At 75.1% G+C, this 12,995-nt stretch carries 12 protein-coding genes; 7 read left to right on the forward strand and 5 right to left on the reverse strand.

Features of this window, described 5'->3' with window-relative positions:
• The first annotated feature begins 230 nt into the window (after positions 1-230).
• The 3 genes from FZ103_RS17175 (at position 231) to FZ103_RS17185 (ending at position 3,767) form a co-directional block, all read left to right on the forward strand.
• A complete protein-coding gene (locus FZ103_RS17175; RefSeq protein ID WP_156002512.1) occupies positions 231-1,217 on the forward strand; it encodes a U32 family peptidase in 987 nt (328 codons plus the stop codon).
• A gap of 177 nt (positions 1,218-1,394) precedes the next feature.
• Positions 1,395-2,873 carry an aldehyde dehydrogenase (NADP(+)) gene (locus FZ103_RS17180; protein ID WP_156002513.1) on the forward strand — a complete coding sequence of 493 codons (1,479 nt, stop codon included), beginning with the start codon at positions 1,395-1,397 and terminating at the stop codon, positions 2,871-2,873.
• Positions 2,874-3,041: 168 nt separating this feature from the next.
• Positions 3,042-3,767 carry a tyrosine-protein phosphatase gene (locus FZ103_RS17185; RefSeq protein ID WP_156002514.1) on the forward strand — a complete coding sequence of 242 codons (726 nt, stop codon included), beginning with the start codon at positions 3,042-3,044 and terminating at the stop codon, positions 3,765-3,767.
• Positions 3,768-3,842: 75 nt separating this feature from the next.
• On the opposite strand, the gene FZ103_RS26085 is transcribed toward FZ103_RS17185, so the two are convergent.
• Complete coding sequence (locus FZ103_RS26085) at positions 3,843-4,592, reverse strand: IclR family transcriptional regulator (protein WP_186356441.1); 750 nt, start codon at positions 4,590-4,592, stop codon at positions 3,843-3,845.
• 13 nt (positions 4,593-4,605) lie between these two features.
• On the reverse strand, positions 4,606-5,655 hold the full coding sequence (locus FZ103_RS17195; RefSeq protein WP_343233577.1) for a sugar kinase: 1,050 nt from the start codon (positions 5,653-5,655) through the stop codon (positions 4,606-4,608).
• A 129-nt stretch (positions 5,656-5,784) separates the two neighbouring features.
• Between FZ103_RS17195 and FZ103_RS17200 the strand changes: the two genes are divergently transcribed.
• The 3 genes from FZ103_RS17200 (at position 5,785) to FZ103_RS17210 (ending at position 9,189) form a co-directional block, all read left to right on the forward strand.
• Positions 5,785-7,056, forward strand: coding sequence for an amidohydrolase/deacetylase family metallohydrolase (locus FZ103_RS17200; protein ID WP_156002515.1), 1,272 nt, complete (start codon positions 5,785-5,787; stop codon positions 7,054-7,056).
• 334 nt (positions 7,057-7,390) lie between these two features.
• On the forward strand, positions 7,391-8,722 hold the full coding sequence (locus tag FZ103_RS17205) for an alanine racemase (RefSeq protein ID WP_156002516.1): 1,332 nt from the start codon (positions 7,391-7,393) through the stop codon (positions 8,720-8,722).
• A gap of 80 nt (positions 8,723-8,802) precedes the next feature.
• Positions 8,803-9,189: a RidA family protein gene (locus tag FZ103_RS17210; protein ID WP_156002517.1), complete on the forward strand. Its 387-nt coding sequence runs from the start codon at positions 8,803-8,805 to the stop codon at positions 9,187-9,189.
• Between the two features lie 84 nt (positions 9,190-9,273).
• On the opposite strand, the gene FZ103_RS17215 is transcribed toward FZ103_RS17210, so the two are convergent.
• A complete protein-coding gene (locus tag FZ103_RS17215; protein WP_156002518.1) occupies positions 9,274-9,507 on the reverse strand; it encodes a hypothetical protein in 234 nt (77 codons plus the stop codon).
• Between the two features lie 276 nt (positions 9,508-9,783).
• On the opposite strand from FZ103_RS17215, the gene FZ103_RS17220 reads away from it, so the two are divergent.
• A complete protein-coding gene (locus FZ103_RS17220) occupies positions 9,784-11,322 on the forward strand; it encodes a sodium:solute symporter family protein (RefSeq protein ID WP_156002519.1) in 1,539 nt (512 codons plus the stop codon).
• A 207-nt stretch (positions 11,323-11,529) separates the two neighbouring features.
• Here the strand turns inward: FZ103_RS17220 and FZ103_RS17225 are convergent, their stop codons facing one another.
• Together FZ103_RS17225 and FZ103_RS17230 are read right to left on the reverse strand one after the other, a co-directional pair.
• A complete protein-coding gene (locus FZ103_RS17225) occupies positions 11,530-12,498 on the reverse strand; it encodes an FkbM family methyltransferase (protein WP_156002520.1) in 969 nt (322 codons plus the stop codon).
• 129 nt (positions 12,499-12,627) lie between these two features.
• Positions 12,628-12,861, reverse strand: a complete 234-nt coding sequence (locus tag FZ103_RS17230) for a hypothetical protein (protein WP_156002521.1) — start codon at positions 12,859-12,861, stop codon at positions 12,628-12,630.
• Positions 12,862-12,995: the final 134 nt, after the last annotated feature.

The raw sequence follows: 12,995 nt of genomic DNA on the forward strand, positions 1-12,995 counted from the left end.
CGTACGATGTCTGTTATTTCGTCACCTTAGAGTCGGCGTGTGCACCAGGTCAACCCGGGGGGTGGCGTGGCTCACGGCATGCCCCCTCCCGGCGGCCGCCGTTGACCGGCTCGGACCGGGCTCGTAGAGTTCGCGAGACGAAATAGAGAACGACGTTCGAAATACAGAACACGACTCCGCAGCACGGGCCGCGCACCGTAGCCGCGGACCCCGAACCCGTGAGGACCCCCATGACCGATTCCGCGCCGCCTGCGGCAGACGGCCGCCGGGCGCTCGACGCCCTGGGCCTGCCCGGGATCGACGCCGAACCGCCCGCCTCCCCGCTGGCCTTCCCCGACGGGGGCGCCTGGCGCCTGGAGATCCCCAGCGTCGAAGGACCCCGCGTGCTGAACGCGGTGCTGAACGCCGCCGACGAGTGGGACGTGCCCGTCCACCGCGTCTCCCAGGGGTCGGGCGTGGGCATGCTGACCGACGGCGAGATCACCGAGATGGTCCAGGCGTGCGCACAGGCCGGCATCGAGCTGTGCCTGTTCGCCCGCCCCGGCGCGAACTGGGACATCGGCGCGGCCCGCGACAGCGCGGCCGGGTCGGTCTCCTCCCGCAGCCGGGGCACCGCCCAGCTCGCGGCGGGGGTGGCCGAGGCCGAGCGCGCCGCGGCGCTGGGCGTCCGCAGCCTGCTCGTGGCCGACGAGGGCCTGCTGTGGGTGCTGCACAGCATGCGTTCCCGCGGCGATCTGCCCGCCGACCTCCAGCTCAAGGTCTCGGTGATGGCCGGACCGGTCAACCCGGCGGCCCTGGCGGTCCAGGAGCACCTGGGCGCCGACACGGTCAACGTGCCCTCCGATCTGACTCTTCACCAGCTGGCGGAGCTGCGCGCGGCCAGCCCGGTGACCCTGGACTTCTATGTCGAGGCGCCGGACAACGTCGGCGGGTTCGTCCGCCATCACGAGATCGCCGGGATCGTCCGCGCGGCGGCGCCGGTCTACGTCAAGTTCGGGCTGCGCAACGCACCCGACGTCTACCCGTCGGGCGAGCAGCTCGGCGCGGTGGCGGCGGCCTCGGCCCGCGAGCGCGTCCGGCGCGCGCGCCTGGGTCTGGACGTGCTCGCGCGCACGCCGGAGGCGCCGCCGATGTCTCCCCTGGGCCGGCGCGAACAGCCGCAGGCCGCGCGCTTCACCCCGCCCGGCTTCTCCGGGGGGCGCGGTGCCTCCGCCTGAGGCGGCCGCGGCCGAATGGGGGCGGCATGGTGGGGAAGGGGATGCGCGTGTCCGCTCGGCGGTCCGCGCCCGCACGTCGCGAGCGGCCCGGCCGGCCCGGTGCCGGCAGGTCGCCCACGTGGTAGGACAAGAGCGGAAAGCGCTTACTGACCGCACGCCAACGCGAGGAAGCAGACGATGACCCAGACCGGTATTCGCGACACCACCGAGGCGGAGCTGGACCGCGTCCTGGAGTCGGCGGCGCAGGCCGCCGAGTCCTTCGGTGCGCTGCCGCCGAGCAGGCGCGCCGCCATGCTGCGCGCCGTCGGCGACGCCGTCGACGCCGCGGCCGCGGAACTCGTCCCCGTCGCCCAGCGCGAGAGCCGCCTGCCCGAGGCCCGGCTCAAGGGGGAGCTGGCCCGCACCACCTTCCAGCTGCGGCTGTTCGCCGATGTGCTGGAGGACGGCGGCTACCTGGAGGCCACCATCGACCACCCCGACCCCGACTGGCCGGTGGGCCCCCGCCCCGACCTGCGCCGCATCCTGGAGCCGCTGGGCCCGGTGGTGGTCTTCGGCGCCAGCAACTTCCCCTTCGCCTTCAGCGTCATCGGCGGCGACAGCGCCTCCGCCCTGGCCGGGGGCAACCCCGTCGTCGTCAAGGCCCACCCCGGCCACCCGGAGCTTTCGGTGCGCACCGGGGAGATCGTCGCCGCCGCGCTGCGGCAGGCGGGTGCGCCCGAGGGCGTCTTCGCCGTCGTGCTGGGCCAGGAGACCGGGCGCCGCGCGGTGCTGCACCCGCTGACCCGCGCGGTCGGGTTCACCGGCTCGATCCCGGGCGGGCGGGCGCTGCACGACCTGGCCGCCGGCCGGCCCGACCCCATCCCCTTCTACGGGGAGCTGGGCAGTCTCAACCCCGTCTTCGTGACCCGCGAGGCCGCGGGCGCGCGCCGCGACGAGATCCTCGGCGGCTACGTCGACTCCTTCACCTTGGGCACCGGACAGTTCTGCACCAAGCCGGGCGTGCTGCTGCTGCCGGAGGACACCGCGATCGACTCCCTGGTCGAGGCCGTGCGGGGACGGGCGGGGGCGCCGATGCTCAACGAGCGGATCGAGAGCGGGTTCGCCGACGGCTACCGAGCGCTGGCCGACCACGACGCCGTCGAGGTGCTCGTGGAGGGCGGCCCGCAGGAGGCCGACGGCCGGACGGTGTGGACTCCGTCGCTCGTGCGCACCACGGCCAAGCGGTTCCTGGAGCACTCCGCGGAGCTGCTGGAGGAGCGATTCGGCCCGGTGTCGCTGGTGGTCTCCTACTCCGACCCGGACGAGGCGCTCAACGTCGCCGACGTCCTGCCGGGCCAGCTCACCGCCACGGTCCACGGCGAGGAGGCCGACGAGCAGGCGGGCCCGCTGCTGGACCGCCTGCGCCGCCGCGCGGGCCGCGTACTGTGGAACGGCTGGCCCACCGGGGTTTCGGTCACCCACGCCATGCACCACGGCGGTCCGTACCCCGCCACGACGTCGGTCCTGCACACCTCGGTCGGCAGCACCGCCATCCGCCGCTTCCTGCGCCCGGTCTGCTACCAGCAGGTCCCCCAGCACCACCTGCCCGAGGCCCTGCGCGACGGCAACCCGCTCGGCATCCCCCGCCGAGTCGACGGAGAGCTCCGGCTGCCCTGACGATCCCCCGAAGGGCAGGCGCGGCCGCACCCGGAACTCCCCGGGCGCGGCCGCGGCCCTTCCCCGCGCCCGCCTCGGCCGCGGCCTTCCAGCAGCGCGGCTGCCCCGGCCCCGCCTCCCCCGTCAACGCGGTTGCGGGCGCCGGAGCGTCCGCGCGATGCTGCGCGCATGCACGACGCCAGGCGGGTCGACTGGGACGGGTTCCACAACGCGCGGGACCTCGGAGGGCTGCCCACGCTCTGCGGCGGCACCACGCGGTTCGGCTCCCTCTTCCGGGCGGCGGCCCCGGGCTTCGCCACCGCCGAGGGCTGGCGGCAGGCCCGCGAGGCCGGGATCCGCACCGTCGTGGACCTGCGCCGCCCCGACGAGATCCGGCAGCTCGCCGCCGCTCCCCCACCCGGCGTGGACCGCGTGGAGGTGGACCTCGACGACGCCGCCGACACCGCGTTCTGGGACCGGGTCCGCGCCGCCGGGGCGGCTCCGTCCAATCCCCTCTACTACCGGCTCTTCCTGGAGCACAAGGCCGAGCGCTGCGCCGCCGCGGCCACCGCGCTCGCCCGTGCCGCGCCCGGCGGCGTGCTGTTCCACTGCGCGGCCGGGCGCGACCGCACCGGGCTGGTCGCCATTCTGCTGCTGGCGCTGGCCGGGGTCGGATCCGAGGCGATCGCCGACGACTACGAGCAGTCGACTGCGGGGCTGCGTCCGCTGCACGCCGCGCTGGGGCGCGCGGACGACGCGCCCGCGATCGCGGCGGCGCTCGCCGAGCGCGGCACCACACCGCGCGAGACCGTCCTGGACGTCCGCTCCGGGATCGACGCCCCGAGCTGTCTGCGCGGCGGCGGGATGGCCGAGGCCGACATCGCGGCGCTGCGGTCCCGGCTGTCGGCCGGATGACGGGCCGAGCACGGGCGATACGGGGGCGCGGAGCCCACGATGACCGCGGGCGGGAGGTCGGCGCGGAGCACGGCCTCAGCCTCTGCCGCTCCACCCCAGTTCCTCGCTGATCGCGGCGGCGGTCTGCAGCAGGCCGGGGACGAGGTCGAGCAGCTGCGCGCGGTCGAGGACCAGGTTGGGGGCCGAGACCGAGACCGCCGCGGTGGCCGTGCCGGAGGCGTCGCGGACCGGGGCGGCGATGCAGTGGATGAACTCCTCGTGCTCGAAGTCGTCGAGCGCCCATCCCCGCTCGGCGACCTCGGCGAGGTCGGCGGCCAGCTCCTCGCGGGTCGTGCGGGTGCTGGGGGTGCAGCGGTCGTAGGGGGGCTCACCCAGCAGCACGTCCCGCTCCTCCTGGGGCATCCCGGCCAGCACCGCCTTGCCCACGCCCGTGGCGTGCAGCGGGGCCGGGGCGCCGATCCGGGAGTACATGCGCACCGCGTGCCGCGACTCCACCTTGTCCAGATAGACCATGGCGCGGCCTTCGCGCGCCGCCAGGTGGACGGTGTGCCCGCAGGCCGCGCCGAGGTCGCGGATGTGGCCGGCGGCGGCGGCGCGGATGTCGAGCCCTTCGAGCGCGACCTGCGCGAGGCTGGTCATGCGCGGCCCGATCCGGTAGCGGCCGTCGTCCATGCGCCGTACGAAGTGCTCCTCCTCCAGCGTGCGCAGCAGGCGCAGCGACGTGGTGCGGTGCACGTCCAGCCGCCGCCCCAGTTCGCTGATTGTGGCCGGCCCGGAGGCCAGCTCGACCAGGATCTGCAGGGCGCGCTCCACACTGCTGGACACCGTGGCCGCCTCCTTACTCGTCGGCTCGCGCTTGCGCCGCCCGCGCGGCGCCGGCCCGCCCGCCGGGCCGCCGGGACCGCGCTCCGCCGCCCCGGGAGGACCCGTCGGCGGTGTCCGTGCGCGGCGGGATGTCGGCGGGCACCCGCAGCGCCGCCCCCGCCAGCCGAGCGCCTTCGGCCAGGCACTCCGGCACCTGTGCGCCGGTCAGCAGCCCATGCAGCACGCCCGCCGCGAACGCGTCGCCCGCGCCGGTGGGCTCGACGACGGCGACCTCGGGCGCGGGCTGGAACCAGCTTTCGCTCCCGCGGAAGGCCGTGGCGCCGCGGGCCCCCTGTTTGACGACCACCAGGTCGGGGCCGTCGGCCAGGATTCCGCGGACGTCACCGGGGTCGGCGGCGCCCCACAGCGCAGCCGCCTCGTCCAGTCCGCAGAAGACGATATCGGCGCGCCGGGCCGCCTGCAGCACCAGCTCCGCCTCAGCGGGCCCGTGCAGGGCGGGCCGGTAGTTGACGTCGAAGCTGCGCAGGGTGCCGGGTACCGCGCCGTCGAGCAGGCCGTCCACCAGGTCGCGGCAGTCCGCCGAGAGCACGGCGGTGATCCCGGTGGTGTGCACCAGCCGGGGCTTCTCGGCGCGGACCCGCGCGGCGTCGGTGCCGCACAGGGCCGAGGCGGCCGAGCCGGTGCGGTAGTAGCGCACGCGTGTGCCTCCGGCGCCGTCGGACTCCTTGACGTAGAGGCCGGTGGGGCGGGCCGGATCGGTGCGCGCCTCGCAGCGCACCCCTTCGGCCGAGAGCCGCGCCAGCACGTGGCGGCCGAACGCGTCGTCGCCCACCGCGCTGTGCCAGGCCACCCGGTGCCCGGCCCGCGCCAGGTAGACGGCGACGTTGGACTCGGCGCCCCCGATCTCCAGCCGGAAGGCGGGCGCGGCGCCCCGGGCATCGACACTGCCGGGCTCGGGCGCAGCCGGATCGGGCACCAGCAGCGCCATGGTCTCGCCGACGCACACCACCTCGGCCCCGCCGCCGGGGGCGGCCTCCGCACCCGGCCCGTCCTCACTGCTCACGCGGGACCTCCCCGTCCGCTCCGACTCGGCGGCGTATTGACCGTTGTCTCGCCGGAATGCTAAGCACTTGCTGACACATACGCAACAGTGCTGCACACAGTGCAGCACGATACGTCTCGGAGGCCCGGAATGTGGGACCTGCTGGTGCGCGGGGGCCGCGTCGTCGACCCCGCCTCCGGGCTGGACGCGGTCGCCGACGTCGCCGTGCGCGACGGGCGCATCGCCGAGGTGCGGCCGCACGAGCGCGGTGCGGGCCTTGCGGCCGAGGATGCCGCCGAGGTCGCCGACGCCGCCGGCCGCCTGGTCACCCCCGGCCTGGTCGACCTGCACACCCACGTCTGGCACGGGGCCACCTACTGGGGCCTCGACCCCGATCCGATCGCCTGGCGGACCGGGGTCACCACCTGGGTCGACGCCGGATCCGCCGGCGCCTACAGCATGGACGGCCTGCGGCGCTTCGCGGCCGAGCTCGCACGGGTGCGCGTGCACGCGCTGATCAACGTGTCGGCGCTGGGGCTGGTGGCCGAGACCGGCGAGCACCACAACCTGGACAACCTGGACGTCGACACCGCGGTCGCCGTCGCCGCGCGCCACGGCGGGTTCGTCCGCGGAGTCAAGGCCCGCATCGACGCCCGCACGGTCGGCCGGCACGGCCTGGAGCCGCTGCGCCGCGCCGCCGCGCTCGCCCGCCGCCTGGATCGCCCCCTGATGGTGCACGTGGGCTACGGCCCGCCGACGATCGCCGACATCGCACCGCTGCTGGCCGAGGGCGACATCCTCACCCACTGCGCCTCGGGCTGCCCCACCGACCTGGTCGCCGACGGGCGCCTCACCGCCCCGGCGCGCCGAGCCCTCGACGCCGGCGCCGTCTTCGACCTCGGCCACGGCTCGGGGGCGCTGGCCTTCGACGTGCTGGAGGCGGAACTGGCCGAGGGGGTGCGCCCGGTCGCCTCCTCCGACCTGCACGCGCGCTCGGTGCACGGGCCGGCCTTCGACCTGCCGACCGTGATGGCCAAGCTCGTGGCCGCGGGCGCCGGCCTGCCCGAGGCGATCGCGGCCGCCACCGTGCGCCCCGCCCGCGCCCTCGGCCTCGACGCGGGCACGCTGGCGCCCGGAGCGGCCGCCGACATCGCCGTCTTCGATGCCGAAGAGGGCCGCTTCCCGGTCGTCGACGTGCACGGCAGCGTGCGCGAGTCGCCCGTGCGCCTGACCAACACGGCCACCTACGTGGACGGCCGCCTGCTCCCACCGTGCGCCGCCGAGCCCCCGCCGCCGTGGATCCCGCTCAGCGGCTCCCAGCGCCGCGCCGAGGAGGACCGCGTCGGCGCCACCCGCTCCGCGGTCCGCCGCCTGGAGTCCCCCGAGGACTTCGACGAGCCGTTCCCCCGGGCGGGCTCATGAGGGCCGCGACCCGGCTGCGGCCGTGCGCGAACCCGCGGAGGCGGCCCCGCCCTCCGGCAGGGCGGCGAGCCGCCCGCCGGGCGGCGCGGGGGAGCCGCCGCCCACCGGAGACCCCGCGCGCCGCAAGCCCGCTTCGGCACCGCCGGGCGCACGGCGCACCGCCGCACCGGGCCCGTCCACCGGGCACCCGCCCCTCGCCCGCCCCCGGCATCCGCCGCGCGATCGGCTCGCCGATTCCGCGGGCACACCCACGCACGCCCGATCACCTCGCCGCGAAGGGAGGGAGCGGCCGCCGTCCCCGCACCGCCGGACCGGCCGGCGCGCCGCGCACCCGATGACCGACCCCGCATCCGCTTCCGCGCCGCCGAGCGGTCCGGCCTCGGCCCTGGCCGGCTCCGGACTGCCCGCCGAGGCGCTGGCCGCGCTCGACGCCGAACCGGTCGAGGCCCGCTCCCTGCCCGAGAGCCCGACCAGCGCGGCCCGCGTCCGCGCCGCCGGGCTGCACCGCGCCGACCTGTGGCTGCCCGCGGTGGTGCTGCACGAAGACGCGCTGCGCCACAACCTGGACCGCTTCGCCCGCTGGTGCGCCGAGCACGGCGCCGACCTGGCCCCGCACGGCAAGACGACGATGTCCCCGCACCTGTGGTCGGCGCAGCTGGACCGCGGCGCCTGGGGACTGACCGCCGCCACCGCGGCCCAGGCCCGCGTCATGCGCCGGTTCGGGGCGGACCGGGTCGTGATCGCCAACGAGGTGGTCGAGCCGGGCCAGCTCGCCTGGCTCGCCGACGCACTGGCCGACCCCGGTTTCACCCCCGTGTGCCTGGTCGACTCCGTGGCAGGCGTGGAGGCGATGGAGGCCGCGCTGTCGGCGGCGCCGCGCCCGCTGCCGGTGCTGCTGGAGCTGGGGGTGGCCGGACGCCGCACCGGGGTCCGCGACCCAAAGGACGCGCTCGCCCTCGCCCGCCGGGTGGCCGGCAGCACACGCCTGCGACTCGCGGGGGTCGAGGGCTTCGAGGGCGTGTTCCCCCAGCGCCGCGACGGCGACGCGCCCGAGCGCGCCCGCGCGTGGCTGGCGGCCCTCGCCGCGTTCGCGGCCCGCGCCGACCGCGAAGGGCTGTTCGCCGACGCCGATGAGGTGATCGTCACCGCGGGCGGCAGCTCCTACCCGGACCTGGCGGCCGAGGCGCTGGCGTCGCTGCCCGAGCTGTCCCGCCCGCTGCGGCCGGTAGTCCGCTCGGGCTGCTACCTCACCCACGACGACCTGTTCATGGAGCGCGCCTCCCCGCTGCGCAGCGGCGCCGACCCCGATCCGCTGCGGCCGGCGCTGACCTGCTACGCCCGCGTGCTGTCGTGCCCGGAGCCGGGCCGGGCGCTGGTGGGCGCCGGAAAGCGCGACGCCTCCTTCGACATCGACCTGCCCCGCGTCCGCGCGGTGCTGCGCGAGGGCGAGCGCATGCCGGTGGAGGGCGGGGTGCGCGTGGTCGAACTCAACGACCACCACGCCTTCCTGGACGTGGACGCGACCGCGGGCCGGGCGGCGCCGCGAGTCGGCGACGTGGTGGAGCTGGGCCTGTCCCACCCCTGCACCGTCTTCGACAAGTGGCCGCTGATCCCGGTGCTCGACGCCCACGACCGGGTCGTCGACGCCGTCCGCACCCTGTTCTGACCCGCGCGTGCCGGTCGCGGGCACCGCCCGGCGGCCGGTCCGCGCCGCCCGCATCCCGACGAGAGAAAGGTCCATCAGCCATGGCCAAGCGAGTGATCCACGCACCCGAGGCCGCCCCTCCCGGCGGCCCCTACTCCCACGCCGTCGTCGCCGGCGACTTCGTCTTCCTTGCCGGGGCGACCCCGCACCGCCGGGACCGCTCCGTGGTCGAGGGGCCCTTCGCCGAGCAGGCCCGCGCCACCTTCGACAACCTCGCCGCGGTCGCCGCGGCGTCGGGGGCGAGTCTGGCCGACGCGGTGCGGGTCGGCGTCTACCTGCGCGACCTGGGCGACTTCGCCGAGATGAACGAACTGTTCGCCGAGTACTTCGGCAGCGAGCCGCCGGCCCGCACCACGCTCCAGGCCGACCTGCCCGGTTTCGCCATCGAGGTCGACGCGGTGCTCTACCGGCCCGCCGAGTCGTCCTAGCCGCCTCGTGCCGAGCGCTCGGCCGCCCCGCCCCGCCTTTGCAGCCCGCGGGGCGGCGGCGGGGCGGACGGGGGCCTCGGCGCGCTAGCTCCAGGTGTCGGGGTGGAACAGTGCGGCGGCGACCAGCAGAAGCAGGCACACGGCCGTGAAGCGGGTGCTGCCGTGCACGAACGCCCGCGTTCGGGGGTTCCCGCGCAGGCTCGTCCGTCTCGGCACGATCCCGGGCTTGATCACCACCGCGGTGAACAGCGCTGCGAAGACCACCAGCAGCACGATCAGGAATATCCGCTCGGCGTCCACGACGGTGCTCCGTTCCACGTCGGCTCCCCGTAACCGCGGGCTGCGGCGCGGGGCCTCGCACCGCCAGACGCACCCGCCGGGGCCCCGGTTCCCTCGGAGCCGATCCGCGGCGGCACCCGCCGCTTGCACCCCGATCCCGCCGTCCCACCGACGCACCACCGTCCCCCTGCGATGCGGGACGCCCTACCGGGCCTTCCCGGTGCGGTCTTGCACCGCAGCACGCCGCGTCCGCGCGGCTTCCCTGACCCCCTTCCCCGGCCGCCGCGGCCGGGCTTCCGGCAACGGAGACAGACCATGAACGACGGCAGTCCCGTATACCTCATCGCCTTCATCGGCGCCCTCGTCGTCATGCTGGGCATCGGCGTGTGGGTCGCCCGCCGCACCAGCAGCGGCGAGGACTTCCTGCTGGCCGGGCGCAAGCTCGGCACTCCCCTCCTGATGGGCACGACCCTGGCCACCCTGGTCGGCACCGGCTCCAGCCTCGGCGCGGTGGGCTTCGCCTACGAGAACGGCTGGGCCGGCGCCCTCTACGGCATCGGCGGCGCCGCCGGGGTCATCGGCCTGATCTGGCTCTTCTCCGATGTGCGCCGGCACGGCTTCATGACCTTCGCCGAGGAGCTGAGCTTCTACTTCGGCGCCAACCGCCTGATCAAGGGCGTGGTGTCGATCATCATGCTGCTGGCGTCGGTGGGGTGGCTCGGCGCGCACATCATGGGCGGGGCGCTCTACCTGTCCTACCTCACCGGCATGGAGCCCACCCTCGCCAAGATCGTCGTCGCGCTCGGCTTCGGGCTCTACACCGTCATCGGCGGCTACCTCGCCGTGGTGGTGACCGACGCGCTGCAGGGCACGATCCTGTTCGTCGGCTTCACGGTGCTGGCCGCGGTCGCCTTCGTGCAGGCCGGCGGGTTCAGCGGAATCGAACAGGGCGCGTCCGCGGAGGCGACCTCCATGCTGGGGATCGAGGGCCTGGGTGTGCTGCCCGCCATCTCGCTGGCGCTGGTCATCGCGGTCGGGGTGCTCGCCACCCCGTCCTACCGCCAGCGCATCTACTCGGCGGCCGACGTGGGCACTGTGCGGCGCAGCTTCGGGCTGGCCGCGCTGCTGTTCGCCGTCTTCGCCGTGCTGCCGGCCGTCGCGGGACTGGCGGCGCACGCCATCGAGCCCGGCCTGGAGAACCCGGACACCGCCTTCCCCATGCTGGCGACCACGGTGTTCCCCGTGTGGCTGGGCGCGTTCCTGCTGATCGCGGGCCTGTCTGCGACGATGTCCTCCGGCGACTCCGACGCGGTCGCGGGGGTGACGATCCTGCTGCGCGACGTGGTGCAGCTGGTCACCGGCCGGCTGCCGCAGGCCGAGCACATGGTGCGCTACTCGCGGATCGCGCTGGTGTGCGTGCTCGCTCTGGCGCTGGCGGGGGCGCTGATCGCCGACACCATCATCGAGTACATCACCATGATGATCTCGACGGTGCTCACCGGCCTGCTGGTGGCCTCGCTGCTGGGCAAGTTCTGGCGGCGGTCGACCTGGCAGGGCGGGCTGGCCGCCATGATCGGCGGTTCGGCGACGTCGCTGGCGGTGCAGAACATCGCGGCCTGGACGGAGTTCTGGGGCAACCCGGTGATCCCGTCGCTGGTGGTGGCGCTGGCGGCCGGGGTGCTGGTCAGCCTGGTCACACCGCGGTCCACCGTCACCCGCGAGGAGGCGCTGCGCCTGCTGGCCGAGGAGCGCGCCGCCCTGGACGTGGGCACGCACCTGCGCGCGGCCGACACCGCCGGCGCCGACGCGGCTGACGGCGGCGCCGAGACGGAGCCGCCGGGGCCGCGGACCTAGCCGGTCCGCGGTTGAGAACGGCGGGGGCGCCGCTTCCCGGGAACCCGCCGGGTACCGCCTTCTTGAACACGACGTAGCCGCCCGGCGCACGCCGCTGCAGCGCCCTCGCCGGTCTCGCAGGCGGGGGCGTGAGCGCGGCCGCGGCGTCGGGGGCGTCGGCTGGGGATGGAGTGCCGCGTCCGGCGGCGGGGGCCGCCACCGCTCGAACTATTCGGGCAGCGAGTCCGCGCGCACCATCACGCAGTCGAACTCCAGCACGCGCCCGGTGGCCTGCTCGCGGGTCACCGGGAACATGCCGGTGATCTCGAAGCCGTCGTCCTCGTAGACGGTGATCGCCTCCTGCATTCGGGGCATGCCCTCGTAGATCTGCATGAGGGCGACCTCGGACTGCAGGCCCACGAGATCGGCGGTGCGCGCGCCCGCGCCGGCGAAGGCTTCGAGGTCGTAGCCCTGGGTGTCGAGCTTGAGGTAGGGGCGGGGATCGTCGATGCCCTTGAGCGCCTCGTCCATGACCGCGTCGAGCCGGCGCACGGCGATCTCCTCGGCGGCGGTCTTGCGGAACCGCTTGTAGCGCCGGGTGCCGAACTCGCTGGGCCCTAGCAGCGAACTCATCGATCCCTGCACCACGTTGATGGTGTCGACGCGCTCCTCGCGGCCCAGCGCGCAGGGGTAGACCCACCAGTCGGGATCGTCGGCGGCGGCTTCGCGGAGCTTCTCGGCGATGGCGGAGACCGGCTCGAAGGAGACGATCCGCCCGGTGTAGCCGTGCTTGCGCAGCCGGCGCGCGTACTGCCCGACGTTGGCCCCCACGTCGAAGACGCAGTTGACCCGGTAGTCCCGCAGCAGCGACGCCACATGCCGTTCGGCCAGGTAGTCGTGTGCGGCCTTGTGCATGTGCCATTCGCCCTCGGCGTCCTGGTCGTCGGCGACCAGCAGGTGGGAGTCGGGCCCGAAGGGCACCACGCGCCGCGGCCTGCGGGCGGACTTGCCGATCGCCCGGGACAGCGCTTTGGCGAAGGGGTCTCTGTTGCGGCTGACCAGCCAGGAGGTGGGACCGATGCGGGAGACGCGGTAGGCGTCGCGGCGCGACAGCAGCGCGGTTCCCGGTTCGAGGTTGCGCACGTGGATGTTGGCCCTGGGGAGAGCGTCGAGAATGCGTCGCTTCAGCGTTGGCATGCTTCCCAGCGTACTCTCAGCGTATTCTCAGGAAATAAAAAAGCTCGGGAAATCCGCTGGTCCCGCTGGAGCACCGCACGCACACCCCGGTCCGGCGGCGGGGCGCTTCGCCGCGGTCGGGCGCCATGCTCACGCGGTGTCCGGCCACAGCACCCGCCACAGGAGGACCACGAGCATCACCGCCGCCGTGACGCGGTAGATCCACAGCACGATCGGGCCCATGCGCGGCATCCGCTCCACCGCGCGGCGGTGCGTCCGGTGCAGCACCAGCTTCGGCTTGACCACCACTGCGGTCAGACCGGCGACGAACGGCAGCAACAGCAGGTTCATGGGGTCGGTGAGCTCGTTGGTGAGCGCGTCCATCACGGGTTCTCCGTTCGTGTCAGATGTATCGGGGCGTGACACGAGCGTTCTGCCGGACATAGACGCGTGCGCCCCGCCGCCGGTTCCGCCGGGGCCGCCGACATCCGCGCGCCGGCGGGCGCGCCGCTGCCGCC

Source organism: Streptomonospora sp. PA3 (genome assembly GCF_009728995.1).
GTDB lineage: Bacteria > Actinomycetota > Actinomycetes > Streptosporangiales > Streptosporangiaceae > Streptomonospora.